This is a genomic window from Verrucomicrobium sp. BvORR106, assembly GCF_000739655.1.
In the GTDB taxonomy this organism is placed as follows: Bacteria; Verrucomicrobiota; Verrucomicrobiia; order Verrucomicrobiales; family Verrucomicrobiaceae; genus Verrucomicrobium.
In genome coordinates this window covers 79,898-103,597 of the sequence record NZ_BATR01000053.1, presented here as the reverse complement: position 1 = coordinate 103,597, position 23,700 = coordinate 79,898, and the positions used below count along the sequence as shown (strand labels likewise).

General features: G+C 61.2%; 19 protein-coding genes. 9 read left to right on the top strand and 10 right to left on the bottom strand.

Going from position 1 to position 23,700, the window contains the following annotated elements; genetic code table 11:
• Positions 1-289: 289 nt before the first annotated feature.
• The 3 genes from BV106_RS08630 to BV106_RS08620 all read right to left on the bottom strand — a co-directional run bounded on the left by BV106_RS08630 (position 290) and on the right by BV106_RS08620 (position 5,197).
• Positions 290-733, bottom strand: coding sequence for a DUF5069 domain-containing protein (locus BV106_RS08630; protein ID WP_038163420.1), 444 nt, complete (start codon positions 731-733; stop codon positions 290-292).
• A gap of 100 nt (positions 734-833) precedes the next feature.
• On the bottom strand, positions 834-3,977 hold the full coding sequence (locus BV106_RS08625; protein WP_038163417.1) for an efflux RND transporter permease subunit: 3,144 nt from the start codon (positions 3,975-3,977) through the stop codon (positions 834-836).
• Positions 3,974-5,197, bottom strand: a complete 1,224-nt coding sequence (locus tag BV106_RS08620) for an efflux RND transporter periplasmic adaptor subunit (RefSeq protein ID WP_038163414.1) — start codon at positions 5,195-5,197, stop codon at positions 3,974-3,976. Before BV106_RS08620 ends, BV106_RS08625 begins: the two co-directional genes overlap by 4 nt.
• 215 nt (positions 5,198-5,412) lie before the next feature.
• Here BV106_RS08620 and BV106_RS08615 point away from each other — a divergent pair, with 215 nt between their 5' ends.
• The gene (locus BV106_RS08615; RefSeq protein WP_038163412.1) at positions 5,413-6,141 is read left to right on the top strand and encodes a response regulator; all 729 of its coding nucleotides are present in this window, start codon (positions 5,413-5,415) and stop codon (positions 6,139-6,141) included.
• Between the two features lie 38 nt (positions 6,142-6,179).
• A complete protein-coding gene (locus BV106_RS08610) occupies positions 6,180-7,499 on the top strand; it encodes an ATP-binding protein (RefSeq protein WP_265595456.1) in 1,320 nt (439 codons plus the stop codon).
• A 26-nt stretch (positions 7,500-7,525) separates the two neighbouring features.
• Here the strand turns inward: BV106_RS08610 and BV106_RS08605 are convergent, their stop codons facing one another.
• From BV106_RS08605 to BV106_RS08590, 4 genes are all read right to left on the bottom strand, one after another.
• Positions 7,526-8,167, bottom strand: coding sequence for an MOSC domain-containing protein (locus tag BV106_RS08605; protein ID WP_038163459.1), 642 nt, complete (start codon positions 8,165-8,167; stop codon positions 7,526-7,528).
• A 75-nt stretch (positions 8,168-8,242) separates the two neighbouring features.
• Positions 8,243-8,683 carry a DUF5069 domain-containing protein gene (locus tag BV106_RS08600; RefSeq protein WP_038163407.1) on the bottom strand — a complete coding sequence of 147 codons (441 nt, stop codon included), beginning with the start codon at positions 8,681-8,683 and terminating at the stop codon, positions 8,243-8,245.
• A 68-nt stretch (positions 8,684-8,751) separates the two neighbouring features.
• The gene (locus tag BV106_RS08595) at positions 8,752-9,174 is read right to left on the bottom strand and encodes a DoxX family protein (RefSeq protein WP_038163405.1); all 423 of its coding nucleotides are present in this window, start codon (positions 9,172-9,174) and stop codon (positions 8,752-8,754) included.
• Between the two features lie 78 nt (positions 9,175-9,252).
• Positions 9,253-11,001 (bottom strand): histidinol-phosphate transaminase, encoded by a 1,749-nt coding sequence (locus BV106_RS08590; RefSeq protein WP_051945436.1) that lies wholly within the window; start codon positions 10,999-11,001, stop codon positions 9,253-9,255.
• Between the two features lie 90 nt (positions 11,002-11,091).
• On the opposite strand from BV106_RS08590, the gene BV106_RS08585 reads away from it, so the two are divergent.
• From BV106_RS08585 to BV106_RS08565, 5 genes are read left to right on the top strand one after another with little or no spacing between them, the layout of a single operon-like run.
• On the top strand, positions 11,092-11,805 hold the full coding sequence (locus BV106_RS08585) for an SGNH/GDSL hydrolase family protein (protein WP_081891610.1): 714 nt from the start codon (positions 11,092-11,094) through the stop codon (positions 11,803-11,805).
• A gap of 59 nt (positions 11,806-11,864) precedes the next feature.
• Entirely contained in the window at positions 11,865-13,700 is a 1,836-nt protein-coding gene (locus BV106_RS08580) for a sulfatase-like hydrolase/transferase (protein ID WP_051945433.1), read from the top strand.
• A 39-nt stretch (positions 13,701-13,739) separates the two neighbouring features.
• Positions 13,740-15,182, top strand: a complete 1,443-nt coding sequence (locus BV106_RS08575; RefSeq protein ID WP_038163401.1) for a sulfatase — start codon at positions 13,740-13,742, stop codon at positions 15,180-15,182.
• On the top strand, positions 15,179-16,561 hold the full coding sequence (locus BV106_RS08570; RefSeq protein WP_038163399.1) for a sulfatase: 1,383 nt from the start codon (positions 15,179-15,181) through the stop codon (positions 16,559-16,561). The genes BV106_RS08575 and BV106_RS08570 overlap by 4 nt, the downstream gene beginning before the upstream one ends.
• A gap of 37 nt (positions 16,562-16,598) precedes the next feature.
• Positions 16,599-18,260, top strand: coding sequence for a sulfatase (locus tag BV106_RS08565; RefSeq protein ID WP_038163397.1), 1,662 nt, complete (start codon positions 16,599-16,601; stop codon positions 18,258-18,260).
• A 149-nt stretch (positions 18,261-18,409) separates the two neighbouring features.
• Here the strand turns inward: BV106_RS08565 and tnpA are convergent, their stop codons facing one another.
• Entirely contained in the window at positions 18,410-18,865 is a 456-nt protein-coding gene (gene tnpA / locus BV106_RS08560; protein WP_038163396.1) for an IS200/IS605 family transposase, read from the bottom strand.
• A gap of 332 nt (positions 18,866-19,197) precedes the next feature.
• Between tnpA and BV106_RS08555 the strand changes: the two genes are divergently transcribed.
• The gene (locus BV106_RS08555; RefSeq protein ID WP_038163393.1) at positions 19,198-20,547 is read left to right on the top strand and encodes a sulfatase-like hydrolase/transferase; all 1,350 of its coding nucleotides are present in this window, start codon (positions 19,198-19,200) and stop codon (positions 20,545-20,547) included.
• A 21-nt stretch (positions 20,548-20,568) separates the two neighbouring features.
• On the opposite strand, the gene BV106_RS08550 is transcribed toward BV106_RS08555, so the two are convergent.
• Entirely contained in the window at positions 20,569-21,648 is a 1,080-nt protein-coding gene (locus tag BV106_RS08550; protein WP_038163391.1) for a hypothetical protein, read from the bottom strand.
• A gap of 38 nt (positions 21,649-21,686) precedes the next feature.
• Complete coding sequence (locus tag BV106_RS08545; protein WP_038163389.1) at positions 21,687-22,550, bottom strand: SGNH/GDSL hydrolase family protein; 864 nt, start codon at positions 22,548-22,550, stop codon at positions 21,687-21,689.
• A gap of 90 nt (positions 22,551-22,640) precedes the next feature.
• On the opposite strand from BV106_RS08545, the gene BV106_RS08540 reads away from it, so the two are divergent.
• Positions 22,641-23,435: a hypothetical protein gene (locus tag BV106_RS08540; protein WP_038163387.1), complete on the top strand. Its 795-nt coding sequence runs from the start codon at positions 22,641-22,643 to the stop codon at positions 23,433-23,435.
• Positions 23,436-23,700 lie beyond the last annotated feature (265 nt).

Genomic DNA, 23,700 nt, shown 5'->3' with positions numbered 1-23,700 from the left:
GTCGCCACCCCGGGTAACACGCGGTAGTGGTGGAACTCCAAGGGAGTTCTACAAACGGTCCTGATCACCCGGAGACGACCGTCCCACATGCGGTGGAAACATCAGGAAACAGCCACGGTTTGTAGAACTCGCTTCGGAGTTCTGGTTCTCCTCCACAATGTACCCAGGGTGGCGGCTCGTACCTCGCCTTACCCTGGGCTACAATGTTTGACGCCTTTGGCGTCACCTCAGCACACAGTCACTATGTGGCGACGCCCCAGGTTCAAGAACTAACTCCACGATACGCGCATCAACCCTTGCGGGCCGGGCGGCCTTCGTCGGCGTCGATGAAGTCGAACATGGTCGCGATGGCTCCATCGACACTGAGTCCGGCCTCGTTGAGGCGGAAGACCAGGCGGTCATGGCTCTCATCACGCCAGCCGCGCTTGGCCATGAAGCCGTTCCAGACTTCGATCTCTTCTTCGTCAGGTTGACCACCATGGTCGAACACCCAATCCAAGATTTCCTCGTCCGTGCCGCCTTCGAGCGTGCGCTTCACGAGGTCGTCATACCGGACGCCGAGGAAGTGGAGGCAGCGGCGGTCAAACACGCCTGGTTTTTCCCCCACGAAGCTCGCGTAGTCGGCAGGGAGTGATCCCATGGCGTTGAGACGGATCTTGTCGAGCATGCGACCAAAATAAACAATGCCGCCTACTTTGTCGTAGGGGCTGCGGAGACCGGGAACATGAGGCATGATGAGAAAATAGAGAGCCCGCGCGAGTTCGCACGAGATTTGTGTGATACGAGTTCGAGCGCGAGGGTGGAGGCCGCCCTTCACCCTGTTACGTCGCCCGCTACACAGCGGGTTCAAGCTGGCCGGATTTTCCGGTGTCGCCCTGCCCGGCCTCTGACGGCTTTTTCCTGGGCTGCACGAGGCGGTCGAAGAAGAGATACACGACCGGCGTCGTGAACAGCGTGAGCGCCTGGCTCAGAATGAGACCCCCGACGATGGCGTACCCCAGCGGCTGGCGCAGTTCTGACCCGTCCCCATGGCCGAAGGCGAGCGGGATGCCCCCGATCATGGCGGCCAGGGTGGTCATCATGATGGGGCGGAAGCGCTTGATGGAGGCCTCATAGATGGCATCGAACGGCGACTTGCCCCGGTCCCGCTCCGCCTCGATGGCGAAGTCGATCATCATGATGGCGTTCTTCTTCACAATGCCGATGAGGAGCAGGATGCCGATGATGGCGATCACGCCCACATCATGACCGAAGAACCACAAGGTGAGCAATGCCCCGAGGCCCGCGGACGGGAGCGTGGAGAGGATGGTGAGCGGGTGGATGAAGCTCTCATACAGCATGCCCAGGATGATGTAGATGGCGATGATGGCGGCCGCGATGAGGTAAGGCTGCGACTTCAGCGAGGACTGGAAGGCCTGGGCCGTGCCCTGGAAGCTGCCGGTGAGGGATGAGGGCGTGCCCATCTCCGTACGGGCGCGTTCCACAGACTCCACCGCCTGGCCCAGGGCGATGTTGGGAGCGAGGTTGAACGAGATGGTGACCGCCGGGTACTGGCCCAGGTGGTTCACAGAGAGCGGCTTCGTGCTGCTTGCATTCAGCTTCACCAGCGAGGACAGGGGCACCTGACCGCCGGTGAGGGGGGATTTGAGAAACAACTTGTCGAACGTGGAGGGATCCTGCTGGAGTTCCGGCGGCACCTCAATGATCACCTTGTACTGGCTGACCTGGGTGTAGAACTGCGTCACCTGACGCTCGCCAAAGGCATTGTACAGGGCGGCGTTGATCGCCTGGGTCTGAATGCCGAAGCGGGAAGCGGCCTGGCGGTCAATCTCCAGGTTCAAGGCCGGCGAGGTGGACTCCTGGTCAGAGGTGACGTCTCGCAGCTCGGGCAGGGCCTTGAGCTTCTCCACCACGCGGGGAGCCCAGGTATTGAGCTCATCCACATCGGCATCTCGCAGGGTGTACTGGAACTGGGTCTTCGAAGTGAGGCCGCCCACATTGAGATCCTGCTGGGGCTGGAAGTACATGCTCACCCCGGGGATGGAAGCCGTCTTCTTCCGCAGACGCGCCACGACGACATCCATGGAGTCGCGCTCGTGCCGGTCCTTCAGCGTGATCCAGTAGCGGCTGCTGTTGCCCCCCGCACTGCTGCGACCACCCGAGCCGATGCGGTTCTGCATGCCCAGGATGGCGGGATCTTCCATCAAGATTTTGCCCACCTGTTCCGCCTTCTCATACATGGAGGTGTAGGACACATCAGGGGCGCCTTCTGCCGTCACGTTGAGCATGCCCGTATCTTGCAGGGGGAAGAAGCCCTTGGGCATCTTCACGAAGACGTAGCCCGTGAGGCCGATGGTGGCGACGAGCGAGAGCAACGTGAGGCGCTGATGGCGCAGCACCACCTTTAACATGGCCTCATAGACACTCTCCATGCCGCGAAAGAACTTCTCCAGTATGCCATCCACCCAGCCCCGCACGGTGCCTTTCTTGGGCGCGTGATGCGGGTGCAGGAAGAGCGAGCACATCATGGGGATGAAGGTGAGCGAGACAAAGCCCGACACCAGCACAGCCACCGATACGGTGACGGCAAACTCACGAAACAAGCGGCCCACAATGCCTCCCATGAGCAGCACGGGAATGAACACGGCAATGAGGGAGAACGTGATGGAGAGAATGGTGAAGCCGATCTCCGCCGCACCCTTCAATGCCGCATCCATGGGCTTCATGCCTTCTTCAATGTAGCGATAGATGTTCTCCAGCATCACAATGGCGTCATCAATCACGAAGCCGACTGAGATGGTGAGCGCCATCAGAGACAGGTTGTTGAGGCTGAAACCGATGACGTACATCACGGCAAAGGTCGCCACGATGGAGATGGGAACGACCGCGCTGGAGATGAGCGTGGCACGACCATTCCGCAGGAAGGCGAACACCACCATGGTGACCAGCGCCACGGTGAGCACGAGGTGCAGCTCCACCTCCTCCACCGAGGCGCGGATGGTGCGGCTGCGATCGCTCAGCACATCCACCTGCATGGCGGGCGGGATGGCGGCCTGCAGCTGGGGCAGGAGCTCCCGCACCCGGGCAATGGTATCGATGACATTGGCGTCCGCCTGCTTGCGGATCATGATGCCTACACCCCGCTCGTTGTTGATGAGGGCCGCCGAGCGCATCTGCTCCGGTCCATCAATAGCCCGGCCCACATCCCGCACCCGGATGGGGGCGCCGTTGCGGTAAGCCAGGATGAGATCGTTGTACGGCTCCGCCTTCAGGATCTGATCATTGGCGTAGATCGCGATGCTCTGCTTGGGGCCGTCGAAGCTGCCCTTGGGCGAGTTCACCGTGGCGGCGGCAATGACGCCGCGCACATCCTCCAGGCTGAGGCCCAGTGAGGCGAGCTTGGCAGGATCCACCTGCACCCGCACAGCCGGCTTGCGCTCTCCCATGATGTCCACCTGCGCCACTCCTTCGAGCTGCGAGATCTGCTGGGCGATCACGTTGGACCCGTAGTCACTGACCTCTTCCAGGGGGAGCACCTTGGAGGTGAGGCTCAGCACCAGGATGGGTGAGTCCGCCGGGTTCACCTTCCGATAGCTGGGGGGACTCGGGAGGTTGGTGGGCAGCTGCCCTGCGGCGGCACTGATGGCGGACTGCACTTCCTGTGCCGCCGCATCGATGTTGATGTTGAGATCGAACTGGATGGTGATGGAGACGCTTCCCAATCCACTCGCAGAGCTCATCTGCGTGATGCCCGGAATGAGCGCCAGCTGGTTCTCCAGCGGCGTGGCCACGGAGGAGGCCATGGTCTCCGGGCTGGCCCCTGGCAGACGTGCCGACACCTGGATGGTGGGGAACTCCACCTGCGGCAGCGGTGCCACAGGCAGGAGCGGAAACGCCACCAAGCCCACCAGAAAAATGCCGATGGTCAGCAGCGCCGTGGCCACCGGCCGACGGATGAAAGGGGTGGACATGCTCATGACACGGGGCCGGCTTTGGCGGTGCGGATCTCCGAGGCGCCATGGTTCCCCGCGGGGGCGGGCACGTTTTGCATCTTGTCCTGCTGCGGGGCGACCTGAGCACCAGGCTTGAGTTTGCTCTGGCCCTCACGCACCACCTTCTCCCCGGCGCTGAGACCGTCCTCCACCAGGGTCGCGCCTTCAAAAGTCAGGCCGGTTTTCAAGGTTCGAGCCTCCACCGTGGAGTCCGCCTTCACCACATAGGTGAAGGGTCCGTCGAGACCGGGCTGGATGGATTCAGCAGGCACCACGATGGCGTTCTTGTGAGTCTCCACCAGCACGCGGGCGGAGACGAACTGGCCGGGCCAGAGAGCCAGCTTCTCATTGGCGAAGGTGGCCTTGAGCTTGAGCGTGCCGGTGTTGCTGTCGATCTGGTTGTCGATCAGCTCCAGGCGGCCCTCGTCCAGCACCGTGCCATCATCATCCAGCGCCTGGGCCACCAGCGGAGCGGCCCCTGGCTGCATGTGACGGCGGAGGAAAGGCAGGTTCTGCTGGGGCAGGGTGAAGACGAGCGAGATGGGCTTGAGCTGGGTGACGACCACGATGCCGCCCCCTTGGTTCGCGGTGACAACGTTGCCCGCATCCACGAGCCGCACCCCGGTGCGGCCGGCGATGGGGGCGCGCACGGTGGTGAAGTCCAGATCCAGCTGGGCCGACTCCACCGCGGCCTGGTCCGCCTGCACCAAGGCCGTGAGCTGCGCCATGGACGCCTGCGCCTGGTCCAGCACCTGCTGGCTGACGGCGTTGTTCTTCACCAGAGACTGCACGCGGGTGAGCTCCAGCTTGGCATTGGTGAGCTGCGCCTCATCCTGCGCTTTCTTGGCCTGGGCCTGGGAGAGCACGGAGCGATAGGGGCGTGGGTCGATCTGCGCCAGCACATCCCCTTGCTTCACGGTCGCGCCCTCAGTGAAGTTCACCTGGTCCAACGAGCCGCCCACCCGCGGGCGTACGGTGACGGTGTTGAAGGCTTGAACGGAACCAATCCCAGTGAGCCAGACGGGCACATCCCGGGATTCTGCCTGGGCCACCAGCACGGCCACTGTTTGGGGGCCGGAAGGCCGCCCTCCCACCTGCCCGGCACCGGCACCAGCCCCCGGTCCGGAGGCCCGGGCCCGCCAGATCACCGCAGCTCCGGCTGCCACGAGCACCAACAGAAACAAAAACCAGCGTGTCTTTTTCATGCGAAGAAGCGTCCGCACCCGTCCGGAGGGTGCCAGGGAGAGGCTTCCGACCAGACGATGCAACCTATAAAGGATAACATAAGGAACCGGGCGAAGCTTGCCATCCGGCCGCCTTTATTGTCGCGATTTGTCGCGAATGGAGCGGCACTGACACACTTTGATACAATTTCCACTGCACCCGCGAGGCGTCACTCTAGTATCATTTTCAGGTAACGATGAACCCTCCAGACCCTGCCCCTCTCATCTCCGTGGTGGATGACCACGGAGAGATCCGCGAACTGGTGGTACGCTATCTCAGCCAGCATGGGTTCCGCGTCGCGGCCGCCCGGGATGCCGCCGACTTCCGCCAGCAACTGGAGAAGGAGAAGCCGGATCTGGTGGTGCTGGACATCATGATGCCCGGCGAGGACGGGCTGGCCCTGTGCCGCCACCTCCGAGCGGAGACGCAGATCCCCATCATCTTCCTGACGGCCATGGCGGAGGATGCGGACCGCATTGTCGGGCTGGAGCTGGGTGCAGATGACTATCTAGTGAAGCCGTTCAACCCCCGTGAACTGCTGGCCCGCATCCGCGCCGTGCTGCGCCGGGTGGGCACGCTGCCGGAGATCCGCAGTGCACACCAGGCCATGCAGGTGAAATTTGGGGACAAGGTCCTGGATGTTCGCCGGCATGAGGTGACCGGGCCCGATGGCGTGGCCATCCCCCTGAGCACGGCAGAGTTCCGGCTGCTCTGTGTTTTTCTGGATCATCCAGGCAAGGTGCTGAACCGCGATGCGCTGCTGGACCTGACGAGCGGACGCGAGGCGGATGTATGGGACCGCAGCATCGACAACCAGGTAAGCCGGCTCCGTAGGAAGATCGAGCCCGACTCCAAGAACCCCACGCTGATCAAAACCCACTGGGGAGACGGCTATTGCTTCACCGGGAAGGCGGTAACTGAGTGAGAGCCTTCTGGACGCGAAGCCTCATTGGCCAGTGGATCATGGTGATGCTGCTGGCCCTGGGGATCTCCCAGGCGCTGTTTTATTTCATCTTCCGCGCAGAGCAGATGCGATCCCTGCGAGAGGTGCGGCGGGAGGAGTTCCTGGCGCGCACGGCCTCGGTGGTGCGCCTGGTGAATACCGTGGGTCCGGAACAGCACCCTGAGATTCTTGGCGCGGCCAACACGCCTGTGGTGCGGTTCTGGTTCACCACCGCCCCCATCGAGGACCCGATGGCCTGGCAGAACGAGGGTCGCAACAAAATGCTGGAGCCCCCCCGCCCGCCGGCGGCAGCAGATCTCCCTCCCCAAGCGGACGCAAAATGGGACAAAGAACACGTCGAGGAACGGCCAGAGACGGCGAGCGCGAGACTGATGCACCTGGAGGACTGGAACGGCTTCGGACTGCAGATGCCCGTGGGTCCGAATCTGTGGCTGCAAGGGGTGTATGCCAAGCCTGCCTCCACCGGCCCGCCGTGGTACTACCATCTTTCCATGGGCATCTCGGCAGTGCTTCTCACCCTGGGAGCCGTCATGCTGGTCCGCCGCGTGGGCCGCCCTCTGGAGAGACTCGCCGAAGCCGCTGAGAAAGTCGGCCGGGGCGAAGAGATGGCCCCGCTGCCGGAGGAAGGAGCAGACGACATCCGCCACACCACCGCTGCCTTCAACCGGATGCAGGAGCGCCTGCGCCGCTTTGTGCAGGATCGAACCCAGATGGTGGCCGCCATGAGCCATGATCTGCGCACGCCCATCACCTCCATGCGACTGCGGGCAGAGTTCATCTCTGATGCGGACACTCGGGAGAAGATCATCGCCACGCTGGATGAGATGAAAGCCATCGCAGAGTCCACTCTGGCCTTCGCCCGGGAGGAGGCGACGACGGAGCCGACCCGGAATGTGGATCTGAACGCCCTGCTGGAGAGCCTGTGCGATGATCTGGCCGGACTGGGCTGGGAGGTGACCTTCGTCCCTGGTGAACGGACTCCCTGGCGCTGCCGGCCCGACGCCCTGAGGCGGGCGGTGCGCAACGTGGTGGAGAACTCCGTGCGCTACGGACAGCGCGCAAAGATGGCGCTGGAGATTCGCGGACAGCGCGCCCTCATCCTGATAGATGACGAAGGACCCGGCATTCCCGAAGAGGAGCGCGAGAGGGTGTTCAACCCCTTTGTACGGCTGGAGAGTTCCAGGAATCGCAGCACTGGTGGCGTCGGCCTTGGGCTCTCCATCGCCCGCACCATCATCCGCAGTCACGGGGGAGACATCACCCTGGCCAACCGAGCTGGCGGCGGATTGCGGGTCTCCATTGAACTGCCCAACGACTGAGTCGCCGCGTCCGGCCGTGCGCGAACTCAATTCTTCTCCAGCTTTTCCTCGAACTCCTTCCGCACCAGCGGAGACAGCGCCTCGACCTTCAACGCCCGGCGCAGATCATCAGGGGTGCCCTCGTGAAGCCGGTGCATGCCAAGCAGAGCCCTCACGGTGACCTCTTCTGCATGGCGTTCCAGGATCTCGATCGCATCCCCGGCAGCCACCTGACCGGTCTGAAGAACACGGTAGTAAAAGCCGCTGCGGCCACTCTGCAAAAAGGGCTTCAGGATATCGGGCCGGTTCAGCTTGTGCCCCAGCTTGAAGCAAGGAATGCGCTCGCAGGTGACTTGCAGGACGGCCCCACCGATCCGGTGGACATCCCCGATACACACCTCGGATTCCAACAACCCACTGACGGTGAGATTCTCACCAAAGGTTCCTGGTTCCAGATGGTCACGGTTCAACTCCTGCTGCCAGTGCGCATAGTGCTCCGCGGGGTAGGCATAGACAGCCTGATAGGGGCCGCCGTGCACCTTTAGATCGGCCTGCCCATCCTCTTCCAATCCCAGCGGGTGCACCATGACGGGGGCATGCACCGGCTCCTTGTAGATGCCAGTGGGAACTTCCTTGCCGTTCACCTCAACGAGGCGGACCAGGGATCGGTTGACGGAGAGAACTCTCATGGGATGCAGGGATGGGGCCTGCATCGTGAAGAAAGAACAGTGCCACCCCACCCCTTCAATACCGCCAAGGAAAGGCTAAGACGAGAACCGGGGCTGACGGCCTTCGTCCATGTCGTGCAGATCCACGTAGGTCTGGATGTCGTTGCGGTCCTGCCAGCCGTTGGTGGCCTTGGCCTCAATGATCCCCGGGGAGCCACTGTCACGCCAGCCGCGTTTGATCAGGAAGGAGTTCCAGACGAGAATCTGCTCATCGTTGGGGAACTTGCGACCCTCGAAGCACCAGGCGAGCAACTCTTCATTGGTGCCGCCCTCCAACGTGCGGGCCTCCAATCGGTCATAGTCTACCTCCCAGAAGCGGCAGAAGCGCGCGTCCAGGCAGGTGAGATCCATGAACCCCCGCAGATAGTCCGGAGCCAGCTTGCCCGCGGCGTGCAGGCGGATCTTGTCCACCATGCGGGCAAAGAAGACGATGCCAGAAGTTTCCTCGTAGTCGCTGACAGGAATTTGGTAGCTCATAGGCCAACTTGATCAGACAAGCCTGGATGGCAAGGGTGGTTTTTCAAACAGAGAGGACCCTGCCCCAACTATCGCCGACGCAGGCTGTCGATGGAGCAGCCATCATGCTGAACGGTGGCGATCATGACGGCATAGAAACCCAGATAGGTCATCTGCAAGCCTGCCCCGCTCCAGTTCTCGATCAGGCAGGTGCCAGTGATCAGCAGGATCATCAGAAGAGCGCCGAGGACCAGCGCGGGCCGCAGGAACCAGCCCACCAGGATCATCAACCCCAAGACTGCCTCACCGATGGCGATGCCGTAGGCAGTGACGTGGGCCAGCCCGCCCGGCAGCACACTTTTGGCAAACTGCTCCTGCATCCCCGTGGCAAAGGCTTCGAGCTTGGGCAAACGCACCAAGCCATGCAAGGCAATGTTCACGCCCAGCCCAACGCGGGCCAGCGCGTAGGCCAGGGAACGATTGAGGGATTGATCTGCAGCGGGGGTTTTCATGCCCCCATCATACGAATCAAGTGGCGAAGCGAGCTGCCGCGAATTGCCCGCTGATGGCCTCTTTTTGCGTCAGCCGGGTCAGTCCAGGCACACATCAAGAATGCTCAGCATCCGGCGATTGGTGGCCGCATCCTTCACGGCAAAGCGCAAGGCGCGGTCTCCGAGTTGCGAGCCCATGCCTCCGGCGTCCCGAAGGTAGAGACCAAAGCCTCTGCAAGCGCTGACCAACTCGGCAGCGGAGGGGCCTTCGGACGGGAGATGGGTGAGAAGATAGTTGGCAGAACCGGGCACCACCTGGAATCCGCGGTAGCGCAGAGCAGCCGCCAAGTTCTCCCGCAGCTCCCGGGTCTCAGCCCAGCGGGCGGTGTAGTAGGCAGGGCTCTGGAGGGCGTTAACTGCCGCGACCTGTGAGGGCAGGCTCACCACCCACGGCGGCGTCCAGGCGCGCAATTCCTCAAGCTGATGCACGGCGGCGCAAAGATAGGCCACTCTGGCCCCGCTCAGGGCATACGCCTTGGACATGGACTTGCACACGATCAGATTCTCACTCTGGGCGGCGGCAGTCTCCAGAGACTGGGCCGGGTCCACAAAGTCCACGTACGTTTCATCGATCCACACCCGTGTGGAGGCGGGCGCGGCAGCCAGGGTTTGAAGCAGGTTCTGCCGGGTGACGTGCCTGCCCGTGGGACTGTTGGGATTGACCAGCACCACGAGATCATAGCCACGGCCCAAGGCGGTCTTCAGCGTTTCCAAAGGCACTTCATAGCGGTCCTCGCGCTTCAGCGTGAGGCGGTCCACCTGGCAGCGGATGACTTTCTCCAGCACATGCGCGTACTCGCCGTAGGTGGGGTCCAGCAGCAGCACGCGGGAGGCAGGGGTGAGCCAGCGGGAGAAGGCGCGGAAGATGAGATCAGAAGAGCCCGCTCCGGGCAGTAGCTGGGAGGAGCGCACGCCGCGGGCGGCGGCAATGACCTCCAGCAACCCGCCACAATCAGTGGGCGGCGAGGTGCGCAGCAACCAGGGCAGGTGCCGCTCCAGAGTTTCCTGAACCGCAGGTGCGGGGGGATACCATGCATCCAGCACATCCGCGTTGATGATCCCCTGCGCGGAATCCAGGCGGTCGAAGCGCGGGCCAATACGGTCAAAAAACGCGCCTCCATGAAAACAGGCAGCGGGCTTGCGGAAAGTGATGCCGAGCTGCCAGTTCACATGCCGCTCCAGGCGGTCCAGCAAGCCGGTCATGCGGTCCGTCTCCCGGTGAAGCGCCTCGACCTGAGCGTGCAGCAGGCGGTATGTCACCGCCCCTGATTGCACACTGGCCCCGCAGTCGCGAAGCCCCGCCTTCAGATAGATGGAAAGCACCTCCTCCCGGCCGATGGCCATGATGTGCGTGCCGCCGCGGGACTCCACCCAGCGCAGGGCTCCGTACATGAGCAGGGCGGCGATTTCTGACCCCCGGCTCGCCTTGAGCACCGTCAAAAGTCGCACCTCATACAGGGCAGAGTGCACAGGGAAGGGCAGCTCCTCACGGCTGAAGTACTTGTCGATGGAGTAGGACGGACTCTGAGGTGGGGTGATGCTGATGAACCCAGCCAAGCCGCCATCTATCTCCAGCACGAGGTAGTGATTGGTGGCATCGAGCCGATCCGAGAGCTTGCCGGTTGGATTCGCCGGATGCTGCCCGATCTCCTGGGCGTAGACTTCGTGCCGGATGGCGGAGATGTGTTCACGATCCGTCTGGGTGGCGGGGCGGAGAGTCATACGGGAACCGCGGTCCCGGTCGGAGCGGTCAGGCGTCAGGTGGGGAGTCCGGTAGAGCGTTTGCATGGCCGCCACTCTGGAGAGAGGCGGCGGAGCCCGCGACTTGATAAAATCAATGGTACTATTGATCGGGGCAATACAACATTGGCCCATCTTATGAGCCTGCCCCGCCTCCTGTTAACCACGCTTGCGAGCGCCAGCATGTTTCTCCTGTCCAGCCAGGGTGCCGAGCCTCTGCCAGCCTTCTCCCCAGAATGTCGCATTCTCTTCCAGGGTGACTCTATTGCGGACGGAAACCGGGGGCGGACGGCGGATCCGAATCACATCCTGGGTCATGGCTATGCCTTCATCATCGCGGCAAAACACGGGGCCGCGTTCCCCTCCCACAATCTCACCTTTCTGAACCGCGGCATCAGCGGCAACAAAGTCTCCGATCTGGCCGCACGCTGGCAAAAGGATACTCTCGACCTCAAGCCGGATCTTTTGAGCATCCTCATTGGGGTGAATGACGACGGGCGCGATGTTCCCATGGCAGAGTACGAGGCAGGCTATGACAAACTGCTCACAGAGACCAAGGCTGCCTTTCCCTCAGTCAAACTCGTGCTCGGCGAACCCTTTCTCCTGCCTGTGAGCAAAAAGAAAGAGAACTGGGAGGCCGCAAAAGCCAGCATCGAGCAACGGCAGGCCATTGTCGCGCAACTAGCGGCAAAGCACGGGGCCGCCCTGGTAAAGTACCAGCAGGCATTTGATGATGCCTGCAAGCGCGCACCGGCGAACTATTGGATCTGGGATGGTGTGCACCCCACCTATGCAGGGCATCAAGTGATGGCCGATGCCTGGGAAGCCACTGTCCGCGCCTTTTGGAAATGAAATAGATCGGCGCACTTTGGCGCAAGGCAGGGGGGTGGCGGGGCGTTATCGAGCGACTCATGCCCCCGCTTCGCCTCATCCTTCTGCTTTTGGTTGGCCTGCTGAACCTTCACGCCATCCCTGCCTGCGCCGCCGAACGCCCCAACATCCTGTGGGTGACTAGTGAGGACAACAGCCCCTACCTGGGCTGCTATGGCGATGCCCTGGCCCAGACGCCGAATCTGGACAAGCTGGCCGCCGAGGGCTTTCGCTATCGCAGGGCCTTCGCCAACGCCCCGGTCTGCTCCGCCTCGCGCAGCACCCTGATCACCGGCATGCATGCCTCCAGCCTGGGCGTGCAGAACCACCGCAGTGACGTGGCCATCCCGGCCGGATTCAAGCTCTACCCCGAGGTGCTGCGAGCCGCCGGCTACTTCTGCACCAACAACGTGAAGACCGACTACAATGTGGCGGGCGCAGGAAATAACGTCTGGAATGAAAGCAACAAGCAGGCGCACTATCGCCACCGCGCCGCGGGGCAGCCGTTCTTTGCCGTGTTCAACTTCACCTCCAGCCATGAAAGCCAGGTAACCCCCAAGAACGGCAAGGACACCTTCCGCGTATCGCCGGAGAAGATGGTGCTGCCTCCCTATCATCCCGACACGCCCGAGATCCGGAAGGACTGGGCCAACTACTACGACCAGATCACCCTGATGGACAGCCAGGTGGGCGAGGTGCTCAAGGAGCTTGAGAAAGAAGGCCTGGCGAATGACACCATCGTCTTCTACTACGGCGACCACGGTGGCGCACTGCCGGGCGGCAAGCGACATCTGCATGACTCCGGCACCCGCGTGCCTCTGATCATCCGCATCCCGGAGAAATGGGCTGCTTGGCGTCCCGCAGCCCCTGGGAGCTGGGTGGAGCAACTGGTGTGTTTCGCCGACTTCCCCGCCACCGTCTTCAGCCTGTGTGGCATCGCCCAGCCCGCCAACTACGAAGGACGTGCCTTTCTCGGTGAAACCAAGACCGCACCTCGTGATGAAGTGTTCCTCTTCCGCGGCCGCATGGATGAGCGTTACGACACAGCCCGGGCCATTCGCACCGACAGCTATCTCTACATTCGGAACTATAGCCCTCATCGCCCTTGGGGCCAGCCTTACAGCTACCCGTTCGAGGTACAACCGAGCATGCGTTCCTGGTTCGCGGAATATCAAGCAGGCAAGTGCAACCCCGCACAGTCGGCTTACTGGCAGCCCAAGTCCGGCGAAGAACTGTATGATGCCGCCGGGGACCCGTACGACGTAAAGAATCTGGCCGCAGCGCCAGAGCAAGCGGCGAAGCTACAGGAGATGGCGAAGCTTTTGCGTCAGAAACTGCTTCAGACTCGGGACACCGGGTTCATCCCGGAAGGCATGTACACACGGCTGGCGGGAGACAAGACCCTGTATGACTATGCTCAAAGCAGCGATTACCCGTTGGAGCGCATCATTGATGCGGCCAATACGGCGAGTACCGGAAAGGTGGAGGATCTGCCGGTTCTGGTGAACGCCATGGTAGATCCCCACCCTGTCATCCGGTACTGGGGGGCAACCGGCTGCCTGATCCTGAAAGAAAAAGCGGCAGTGAACAAAGAATGGCTGGTGACGCTGGCGAAATCAGATGAATGGCCTGATGTCCGGGTGGCGGCCGCAGAGGCATTGGCTTGGATACAGGAGGATCGGGTGGGACTGGCGACGCTGAAGGAGGTTATCTCCAACGGAAATGCCCATGAAACACTCGCAGCCCTGAATGCGTTGGACTTTCTGACGGATGCCGGACACGTGCCGCTGGGGGAGGCCCAGGCAGTCGTGCGCGGACTGTCATTCAAGGAGCCCGCGGGCCGCATCCAGCGCCGTCTTTTGGAGCGTTCGCGATAATTCTGCGCCTACCTTTCCACCGTCCAGTCATTCACAAGGATGAAACGATTTTCCCTGACCCTTGCCGCGATCCTTCTGGCTGGCAGCGTAGCCGCTGCCGCCACCCCGGAGCGCCCCAATGTTCTGCTCTTTCTCGTGGATGACCTGGGAAGCCAGGACCTGGGCGTGGAAGGATCCAAATTCTATGAAACCCCGGCGATCGACGCCTTGGCGGCATCGGGCGTCCGCTTCAGCAGCTTTTACTCCGCTCATCCCGTCTGCTCCCCCACCCGGGCCGCGCTCATGACTGGCAAGGTGCCGCAACGCGTGGGCATCACCGACTACATCAAGCCCAAGTCCGGCGTGGCCCTTCCCGCCGCTGAAACGACAATTGGCGAGGCCTTTGCCGCTCAGGGATATCAGACAGGCTATGTGGGAAAGTGGCACTTGGGTGAGGCCGATGCAGACCAGCCCGCTCAACATGGCTTTCAATGGACCGCCGCCGTCAATCGGGGTGGCCAGCCGGCGAGCTACTACTACCCCTACCGCAAGAAGGACGGCAAAGACACGCTCTGGGACGTGCCTGATCTGGAACCACGCGCCGAAGGCGAGTATCTGACGGATGCCCTGACTGGAAAGGCGCTGGAGTTTTTGAAACAACGCGACGCCACCAAGCCCTTCCTCCTGTGCTTCTCCCACTACGCGGTGCACACCCCTATCCAGCCACCGCAGCAACTGGTGGCAAAATACCAGGCCAAGGCCAAGGCGATGTATGGCGACGCTCCCGCTCCTCCACTGGAGGCTCCCTTTGGAGCCCAGTCTCGCCCCCGCCAAGATGACCCTGCCTACGCAGCTCTGCTGGAGAATCTGGATACCAACATCGGTCGTGTGCTCAAGGTGCTGGAAGAGCAGAAGCTGCGAGAGAAGACCATCGTGGTTTTCACTTCAGACAATGGCGGACTGTGCACGCTCGCCAAAGATCGCACCGGCCCCACCAGCAACCTCCCGCTGCGCTGCGGCAAGGGCTGGAACTATGAAGGCGGCATCCGCACTCCGTGCTACATCTCCTGGCCGGGCCATCTGAAAGGCGGGACCGTGATCGGAACCCCGGCCTACACGCCCGATCTCTACCCCACCCTGCTGGAACTGAGCGGGCTGCCCCAGTTGCCAGAGCAGCACCTCGATGGGCGATCCCTCGCCAGCCTCGCCGACGCCGGGAAGGACAACTCTCTCCAGGAGCGCCCCCTGGCCTGGTACTACCCCCATGAGCATGGCTCCGGCAGCCAGCCCTCGGCCGCGCTCCGACTGGGTTCATGGAAACTGATCCACTTTTTCACCACCGGCCAGAATGAACTCTACGACCTTGCCTCCGATCCCGGGGAACAACACAATCTGAGCACCGAGCAGCCTGAAAAGACCCGCTCCCTGCACCAGGAGCTGATGAAATGGGTCACTACGACGAATTCAAAGCCCAAGACCAAAACTGTCTCCTCTGCCAAATGACCTTCACCTCCCGATTTCTCCTCCTCGCCACTGCGGCGGCGGGCCTCACGCTCAGCCTGAGCGCGCAGGCTGCTGATCGGCCGCCCAACATTATAATCATCTTTGCCGATGACTTGGGCTATGGCGATCTAGGCTGCTATGGCTCCCCCACCATCGCCACACCGCACCTCGACCAAATGGCGGCCGAGGGATTGCGCTTCACCGACTTCTACGTTGCCTCAGAGGTCTGCACGCCCAGCCGAGCCGCCCTGCTCACGGGACGCTACCCAGTGCGCAGCGGCATGTATGGGAAACGGCGAGTGTTGTTTCCCAATTCCGCCGGTGGATTGCCCGCGGGTGAGATCACTCTTCCAGAAGCCTTGAAGACCCGCGGCTACGCCACCGCCCATGTAGGCAAGTGGCACCTCGGCATTCACGAGGGATCACGCCCTCTGGATCAGGGGTTCGACCAGAGCTTCGGGCTCCCGTACTCCAATGACATGGACGCCCGGCCTGATCTTCCCAAGGGGGCCACCGGATCCCCCACCCCGCCGACTGATGGTTGGAACGTGCCCCTGCTGCGCAATGGCGAGGTGGTGGAAAAGCCCGCCGACCAAGTTCATCTCACCGGGCACTACACCGAGGAGGCCGTGAAATTCATCCAACGGAAGAAAGGGCAACCGTTCTTCCTCTATATGGCTCACAGCTTCCCGCATGTCCCGCTGTTCGCGTCTGAGAACTTCAAAGGCAAGAGCCGGGCTGGCATCTATGGCGACACCGTGGAGGAGCTGGACTGGAGCGTGGGTCAGGTGCTCGAAACCCTCCGCAAGGAAGGGCTCGCGGAAAATACACTGGTGTTCTTCACCAGCGACAACGGCCCCTGGCTGATCATGGGAGCTCAAGGAGGCAGCGCCGGCCCTCTCAAAGACGGCAAGGGCAGCAATTGGGAGGGCGGCATGCGCGTCCCGGGTATCGCCTGGTGGCCCGGACACATCAAGCCAGGTGTGAGTCGCACACCCGCCAACTCCATGGATCTGTTTGCCACCTCCGTGGCCCTCGCTGGCGCTGAAGTCCCCAAGGACCGAGTGATCGATGGCACCGACATCCGCCCGCACCTGCTGGAGGGCAAAGCACTGCCCGAACGCCCTTTCTTCTACTACCGCGGCGACCAGCTCTATGCCTGCCGTCTGGGTGAGTGGAAAGCCCACTTTGTCACCCAGCCAGGCTATGGTCCGGGTAAACGTGAAGTGCAGGATCCTCCCCTGCTCTTCCACCTCGGCCAGGATGTGGGGGAGAAACGATCGCTGACCACAGATCATCCCGAGATCCTAAGCCGCATTCAGGAAGCGGTTGCCAAACACCAATCCGGCGTGGTGCCTGGCACTCCGCAACTGGACTAGAGGCCCATCTCCGCACCGTCCCCCTTTCTCCGTCACTATGAAATTCTTCTCGCTCTTCTTCGCCGCCCTCTGCCTGGGCATGTGGGCAACTCCTTGCCTGAAAGGCGCGGAAACCAAACGTCCCAACATCCTCTTCATCTTTGCTGATGACTGGGGCCGCTACGCCAGCATCTACTCGGAGGTCAATGGACCCGGCGGACTCAATGACGTGGTTCGCACTCCTAACTTCGACCGAATCGCACGTGAAGGGGTCTTGTTTCGCAATGCCCATGTCAACGCCCCCTCGTGCACGCCCTGCCGCAGTTCGCTGCTTTCCGGACAGTATTTCTGGCGCACGGGTCGCGGTGCCATTCTGCGTGGGGCCGTGTGGGATGAGAAGATCCCCTCCTATCCCTTGCTGTTGAAGGACGCCGGCTACCACATTGGCAAGACCTACAAGGTATGGGGCCCCGGCACCCCCGCCGATGCCCCCTACGGAGGGCAGAAGTACGCCTTCCAGAAAGCGGGTGGACGGTTCAACAAGTTCTCTCAGAATGTCACCGCCATGGTGGCTCAGGGCAAAGACGCGGAAGCAGCAAAGCAGGAGCTCTATCATGAGGTGCTGGGCAACTTCCGCGACTTCCTCTCCGCCCGGGAACCCGGCACGCCCTTCTGTTACTGGTTTGGCCCTACCAACGTGCATCGCTCCTGGCAGCAGGGCAGCGGCAAAGCCTTGTGGCAGATCGATCCCGACACGCTGAAGGGCAAGATGCCACCGTTCCTCCCAGACGTGCCAGAGGTGCGGGAAGATCTGGCGGACTACTTCGGCGAAATCCAGGCTCTGGACAACGCCATCGGCCTGCTCGTAGAAGACCTCACCAAACGAGGTGAACTGGAAAACACACTCATCGTCATCAGCGGCGATCATGGCGCCCCCGGATTCCCTCATGGCAAATGCAACCTCTACGACTTCGGCACCGGAGTGAGCCTGGCTATCGCCGGACCGGGCGTGAAGGGCGGACGCGTGGTGGACGACTTCGTGAACCTCCCCGACCTCGCACCGACCTTCCTCGAAACCGGCGGCGTGGCTGTGCCGGAAGTCATGACCGGGAAGAGTCTGTGGTCGATATTGAAGTCTGACAAATCAGGCCAGGTGGATGAGAGCCGCACCTGGGTGGTGACCGGACGCGAACGCCATGTGGAAAACGCCCGGGCCGACTACATGCCCTATCCGCAGCGGGCCATCCACACTGCGGATCACCTTTTGATCATCAACTTCAAACCCGACCGCTATCCCATGGGCGACCCGTATCGCCTCGACAGCGCCGACCCACCAACGTACGAGGAAATAAGAGACGAGACCCGGGCCACCCTGCCCGATGAGGATTCCGGCCCCACCAAGGCCTGGCTGGTGGGTCAGCGCAACACGCCCGAATGGAAGGCCCATTTCGACTGGGTGTATGGCAAGCGTCCGCGCGTGGAGCTTTATGACCTGAAAAAGGACCCGCACCAGACCAAGAACGTGGCCGAGGATCCGACCTATGCCGCGGTGAAAGCAGGATTGGAGAAGCGGTTGTTGGATGAGTTGCAACGCACCGGCGATCCAAGGTTGGTGGACGATGGAAAGTTCTTCGAGACCCCACCGATGTCCGGGCCGTTGAATGACGCTGAAGCCAAGCGTGGGGCAGGGAGGAAGAAGGCGGCGGCACCGGGCAACTAGAATCCAAATCCCATTTGAACCGATCCCCAGCGGGGATCCGTAACACAGCCCACCGTTGGCGAGCCTCAAGCGAGCAAACGGTGGGTAGCCTTCAAGAGCATTTTCAACCTTGAAAAGGTTGTGTACACGCTCCCCGCCTATCACGCACCTCAATCCCATGCATACCGCTCGTCCCACTCGACGCCGTGTCGTTTCAACAATGCACGGAGCTCGTCCTTGAAATCAACTTTCTTGTGATGCTCCTCTTGATTCTCAATGTACCGGCGCACCGCATCAATACTCGAGACACTCACCGAAAAAGCAGCGTACCCGCCCTGCCAAGAGAAGTCGGCATGTTCAGGTGATTTCTCTTTGAACCAGACGTTGGAATGACGTTTGAGTTCCTTAACGATCTCCGCAGTCGACAAAGTGCGTGTGACCCGAATCAAAAGATGCACGTGATCTTCAACACCACCAATCTGTAGAGGTGTGCACTCCAAGGTTCTGGCCACGCCTCCTAGAAATGCGTGAAGTTCCCCTCGGAGAATGGCATCTTTGAAATACTGACGCCTCTCTCTGGTTGAGAAAACCGAATGAGGATAGATTGCTGAAAAGGACTGGGCCATCGAATCGGAGGGGAAAGGCGACGGTCAATGTGATGCAGCATCTACACAACCTTTTCAAGGTTGACGTTTCTCTTTGAATACACCCAACGTTGACTCGCTTAAGGCTCGTCCAACGTTGGGCTGTGTTACGGATCCCCTTCGGGGTTCGGGATTCAATCCGGTCTCAAAGGAACTTGGCCTTTTGGAGCCTGAGTGCGCGATTGTGGATCTCATCTCTGTTACCACCCAATCCCCTCCCCATCTCTCCTGAAATGCCCGCCCTACGACCTCCGTTGAACACCCACTCATTCTTCGTCCTCCCGACGTCCGCACCTTCACGCTTCCCCTCATCCATGCTCCCGCTCCGACTCCTGATCCTGGCCTTGGCATGCCTTGCCTCCACCGCGGCCCATCTCCCCGCGGCCACACGCCCCAACTTCCTCCTCATCATCACCGATGATCACGGCTATGGCGATGTCTCGGCCTACGGCGCCAAGGACGTGCAGACGCCCCACATCGACAGCCTGGCAAAGGAAGGCATGCTCTTCACCAACATGCGGGCGAACTGCACGGTGTGCTCACCCAGCCGGGCCGCCATCCTGACCGGACTCTATCCCGACCGGGCAGGGGTACCGGGGGTGATTCGTACGCAACCGGAGAACACCTGGGGATACCTGAAACCCAATCTCCCGACTCTGGCCAACCGATTGCATGACGTTGGCTATCATACGGCGGCAATCGGCAAATGGCATCTGGGGCTGGAATCCCCCAATCTGCCAAATGAACGTGGATTTGATCTCTTCCACGGTTTTCTGGGAGACATGATGGACAGCTACACGACCCACCTGCGTCATGGAAACAACTACATGCGCCACAACCAGGAGGTCATCCAGCCTGAGGGGCATGCCACGGATCTCTTCAGCCAGTGGGCCGACGACTATCTCAAATCCCGTGCATCGAACGCGGACAAGCCGTTCTTCCTCTATCTCGCCTTCAACGCACCGCACTTCCCCATCGAGCCGCCGCAGGAATGGCTGGATCGGGTGAAGCAACGACATGCGGACCTGGAAGAAAAGCGGGCGACCAATGTGGCGTTTGTCGAGCACCTGGATGACCGCATCGGCCAGGTGCTGAAGACGCTGGACGAAACGGGGCTGGCACAAAACACGGTCGTCGTTTTCACCGCTGACAATGGAGGATCCCTGCCTCACGGCCAGAGCAACCTCCCGTGGCGGGGAGGAAAGCAGGACCACTACGACGGCGGGCTGCGCGTGCCCTTTCTGGTGCGCTGGCCGGGGCATGTCACCGCAGGGTCACGCCAGGACTATGCCGGACTGGGATTCGACAGCGGCGCCACTTTCCTTGAACTCGCTGGTGTTGCGCAACCAGCGGGCACGGATGCGGTAAGTCTGGCCTCCGCGTTGAAAGGGCAGCCAATGCCGGAGGGCCGCGAGCTCTATTTCGTGCGCCGTGAAGGCGGCCCTGAATACGGCGGCAAAAGCTATGAGGCCATCATCAAAGACGGCTGGAAACTCATGCAAAACGGACCCTTTTTCCCACTGGAACTCTACAACCTGAAGGACGATCCCAAGGAGGAACGCAATGCCATGGGGAAAGCTCCCAAGGTCAGCCGGGAGCTTTCGACAGCATTGCGTCGACACATTCAAATGGGCGGAGCCGTACCCTGGCAGAAGCCGGAGTAGCGGTCCGCCCCCATCACCGGACTACTTGGCCTTCTTCTCTTTGCCACGCAGGTCTTTCTCGCAATCTGCATCAGCGGGCACGGGCTGCCCCACGGCGTCCACCGGCTGGTTGAAGAGATAACGCCAGACGTCTTCGTGGATGAATTCGCCTGCGGCGTTCTTCACCGCGGAGCCTCCCGGCGTCACGCTGCCGTGGGCTTTGTTGGCGTCGTTCTTCACGTCCGCATCCGTGATGAGGCGGCGAGTATTGCCATAGGGAGCCTTGACCTGGTCCACGTTCACAATGGGCCCGAACTGGTGCAAACCGATCATCTCCCAGGAGCGGCAGTAGTGATCCCCTGTCCAGCCTCCGTCGAGAACATGGCTGAAGCCAAAATAGCGGTTCTCCGGCGTGGCGGAAGGAAGGCCCTGCCAGGTCTCCAGCTGATCACGCGGGCCGCAGAACATGACCACGCGGTCCACCCTTTGATGTTTGGCAAAGCGGGCCGCGGTGGTGGCCCCGTGGGAGGCACCGGAGATGATCACCTTGTCCCAACGCAGGCCTTTGCCGTCCTCGGTGAGGAAGGTCTCCCACCTGCCCTGGGGGTTCTCCTTGGCGAGCCATTTCACGAACTGGTAGGAACGCTCCATCATGCCGTCGGGCTTGGGGATTTCCACCGCCGGGCTGAAGTCCTCACCGGTGGCTGCTTCCAGGCGGATCTTGCCCAGATACTTGTCATCATCCGCAGGCGCGAGTTTGGAGAACTTCCCAAACCAGCCATTGGCATAGTGCACCTGGATGCCGTGCAACCCGTAGCTGGAAATGCGCTCGAACAGACCACCGTTGTATCCCATGAGCCAGATGACCAGCTTGCCCTGGGGCTTCACCCGGGTATCCACCATGGCCCGTTCCGTATCGGCCGGCTTGTCCTTCTTGGTGAAGACGAACTCCAGTTCCGGATGTTCTTTGGCCCGGGGGTCGATCTGGCTGGCTCGTGCGGTGAGTTCGTACCGTTGGGGTTTGGGATCGTTGAAGGTCAGCTCAGGGGCCGCAGTGAGCGTGGAGGCTCCGACCAGCAACAACACGGAAGGTATCAGATGGGGCAATGACTTGATGTTCATGAGAGGGTAAATGGGAAATAACTATCTGGCAGGATCACTCACTTGGCGTTGATCACTCCAATCACTGACTGTGCGACCTGGCCTCCGAGCAGCTCGTATCCCTGCGCGGTGAAGTGCACATCCTTGGGGTTCTGCACGGTGCCAAGCTGGGGAAGGATGAAGGCATAGAGATCATCAATGGCGACGCCCTCACTCTTCATCAACTCCAGGGCAATCCGGTTCTTCTCCTCAATCGACTCTGTGGCTTTGGGGCCGTCCTTGGTGTCGGGTGGGATGGGGGTCGTGGTCGCCCATATCACCTTGGCCCCCGTCTTTTTGAGACGTTCCACGATCTGCTTCAGCCGCACCAGATACTCCTCGTTGGGAGTCGCGCGATCATGGATACCGAAGTTGAAATGGATGACATCCCACTTCCCCTCCCCCAGCCAGATGTCGAGCTTCTTCAAACCATTGGCGGTGGGGCCGCAGTTCTCTGGAGCCCGATGCACATTGGCCTTGCCCTTGAGCGCCGCCCGGGTGGCGAGCGTGTAGCCGCGGGACACAGAGTCGCCGATGAGCAGTACGCGGGGAAGTTTGGCGTCATCTTCCAGGTAGTCCCAGGCCGTCGGGGTGGGCGGAGTCTTGATCTTGTCCTTTTGGTAGAGGGGCAGGTAGAAGTTGCCCAGGTTGCTTTCGAGCACCGTTTCCCAGGCCTGTTGTTTCTCCGGCAGACTGGACTTCCACGCTGCGAACTTGGCAATCAGCTCCCTGGCTTCGGCCGCCTTCTTGGCCGCGGCCTCATCAGCGTTGGTGGGCTCGCCGGCAGGGACCGGGGTTTGCGCCGACAAGTTGACGTTGGAAAAAATCATCATTCCGGCGGTAAAGGCGATGAGGCCGGTGGAGGGAATGCGTTTAATGTGCATGGAAATTGAGTTGGAGAGGGGACTCTACGCAGATCAGACAGGCGCTCGTTCACTTCTTTGAAAACGCCCTCCTTAGCCTGGGAATTTTGTATGGCACGACTCAAACGACTGGCGTCCACCCTCCGCCTCCTGCTGATGGCAGCAGGGATGGCTTTACTGTTCATCGCCGTCTGCATTCCGGTCTACACGGAGGACGGCTTCCCTCAACGTCTGGCCGATCAGCTCTCTAAGAGTGCAACGCCCAACCAATCAGAAGAATGGTATTCCCAGCTTCACGCCCATGAAACATCCCACAAAGTACTGTCCGATTGGGGTCGGGGTCTTTTGTCATTGAGCATCAGCCTCTGGCTAACACTTCAGGGGCTTAGGGCATTTGGCTCACTCCCCGTCAAGTATCGAAAAAGCACGTTCTACGTTGTTTGGGTGTCCCTCTGGGCCTTTCGAGCGCCCGCCTCTGCATGGTATTACGGCCTCCGACAAAGTCGTTGGGACTATCCCATCTGGGCTGATTCCATTGCGATCCCTATTGCTACTGAGAGCATCACCTGGGCAGTCGGTGCGCTAGTGACAACCCCGTTGATCTGGCTGCTCTTGCTCAGACGTGAACTGCCCTCGCAACTCAATTGGCCTCCTGCCCGCCCCTTGGGGGTCACAGCCTGGTTGCGCCACCTCTTTCTGGGCCTGTGGATGCTCTTGTTGGTGGTGTTGATTGTAGTTGGAGTACCAAATGGCGATGAAGGTGCCGTGATCGCCTGTGGCCTCACTTTGCCCATGCTGTATGTCGTGGGACAAGCAGCCGCTGATCCTGCCTTTCTGGCCCCAAAAACAGCAGCTGATATTCGCCCCTTGCTCGACGTTCCCGGTTCCAAATCATCGCTCGGGTAAGCTTGACCGAGTGAGCATATGCGACGTGGGGCAACAGGTAGTTCAACTCAAGCAGTTCAAGTTCACTGAGCGAAGTCGTCACTGTCCAACGGCTTGCGAAAAACCCGCCTTACCGCGAGGATGACCACGCGTCTTCCACTGATTGTGTAGTAGATTCTGATCTGCGAGCGCTTTTTCCTGAAAAGCATCAGTCTGATTTCGCTGGCGAATTTGGGGCTCTCAGGGTCAATGGGACAACTGAGAGGGTTGTCCGCCAAAGATTCAA

Excerpts from the sequence above, each read along its gene's own strand:
- BV106_RS08625 (WP_038163417.1), bottom strand. The coding sequence starts at position 3,977 with ATGAGCATGTCCACCCCTTTCATCCGTCGGCCGGTGGCCACGGCGCTG.
- BV106_RS08630 (WP_038163420.1), bottom strand. The coding sequence starts at position 733 with ATGCCTCATGTTCCCGGTCTCCGCAGCCCCTACGACAAAGTAGGCGGC.
- BV106_RS08600 (WP_038163407.1), bottom strand. The coding sequence starts at position 8,683 with ATGAGCTACCAAATTCCTGTCAGCGACTACGAGGAAACTTCTGGCATC.
- BV106_RS08580 (WP_051945433.1), top strand. The coding sequence starts at position 11,865 with ATGCCCCCGCTTCGCCTCATCCTTCTGCTTTTGGTTGGCCTGCTGAAC.
- BV106_RS08585 (WP_081891610.1), top strand. The coding sequence starts at position 11,092 with ATGAGCCTGCCCCGCCTCCTGTTAACCACGCTTGCGAGCGCCAGCATG.
- BV106_RS08615 (WP_038163412.1), top strand. The coding sequence starts at position 5,413 with ATGAACCCTCCAGACCCTGCCCCTCTCATCTCCGTGGTGGATGACCAC.
- BV106_RS08590 (WP_051945436.1), bottom strand. The coding sequence starts at position 11,001 with ATGCAAACGCTCTACCGGACTCCCCACCTGACGCCTGACCGCTCCGAC.
- BV106_RS08605 (WP_038163459.1), bottom strand. The coding sequence starts at position 8,167 with ATGAGAGTTCTCTCCGTCAACCGATCCCTGGTCCGCCTCGTTGAGGTG.
- BV106_RS08550 (WP_038163391.1), bottom strand. The coding sequence starts at position 21,648 with ATGAACATCAAGTCATTGCCCCATCTGATACCTTCCGTGTTGTTGCTG.
- BV106_RS08620 (WP_038163414.1), bottom strand. The coding sequence starts at position 5,197 with ATGAAAAAGACACGCTGGTTTTTGTTTCTGTTGGTGCTCGTGGCAGCC.
- tnpA (WP_038163396.1), bottom strand. The coding sequence starts at position 18,865 with ATGGCCCAGTCCTTTTCAGCAATCTATCCTCATTCGGTTTTCTCAACC.
- BV106_RS08540 (WP_038163387.1), top strand. The coding sequence starts at position 22,641 with ATGGCACGACTCAAACGACTGGCGTCCACCCTCCGCCTCCTGCTGATG.
- BV106_RS08545 (WP_038163389.1), bottom strand. The coding sequence starts at position 22,550 with ATGCACATTAAACGCATTCCCTCCACCGGCCTCATCGCCTTTACCGCC.
- BV106_RS08610 (WP_265595456.1), top strand. The coding sequence starts at position 6,180 with ATGGTGATGCTGCTGGCCCTGGGGATCTCCCAGGCGCTGTTTTATTTC.
- BV106_RS08565 (WP_038163397.1), top strand. The coding sequence starts at position 16,599 with ATGAAATTCTTCTCGCTCTTCTTCGCCGCCCTCTGCCTGGGCATGTGG.
- BV106_RS08570 (WP_038163399.1), top strand. The coding sequence starts at position 15,179 with ATGACCTTCACCTCCCGATTTCTCCTCCTCGCCACTGCGGCGGCGGGC.
- BV106_RS08575 (WP_038163401.1), top strand. The coding sequence starts at position 13,740 with ATGAAACGATTTTCCCTGACCCTTGCCGCGATCCTTCTGGCTGGCAGC.
- BV106_RS08595 (WP_038163405.1), bottom strand. The coding sequence starts at position 9,174 with ATGAAAACCCCCGCTGCAGATCAATCCCTCAATCGTTCCCTGGCCTAC.
- BV106_RS08555 (WP_038163393.1), top strand. The coding sequence starts at position 19,198 with ATGCTCCCGCTCCGACTCCTGATCCTGGCCTTGGCATGCCTTGCCTCC.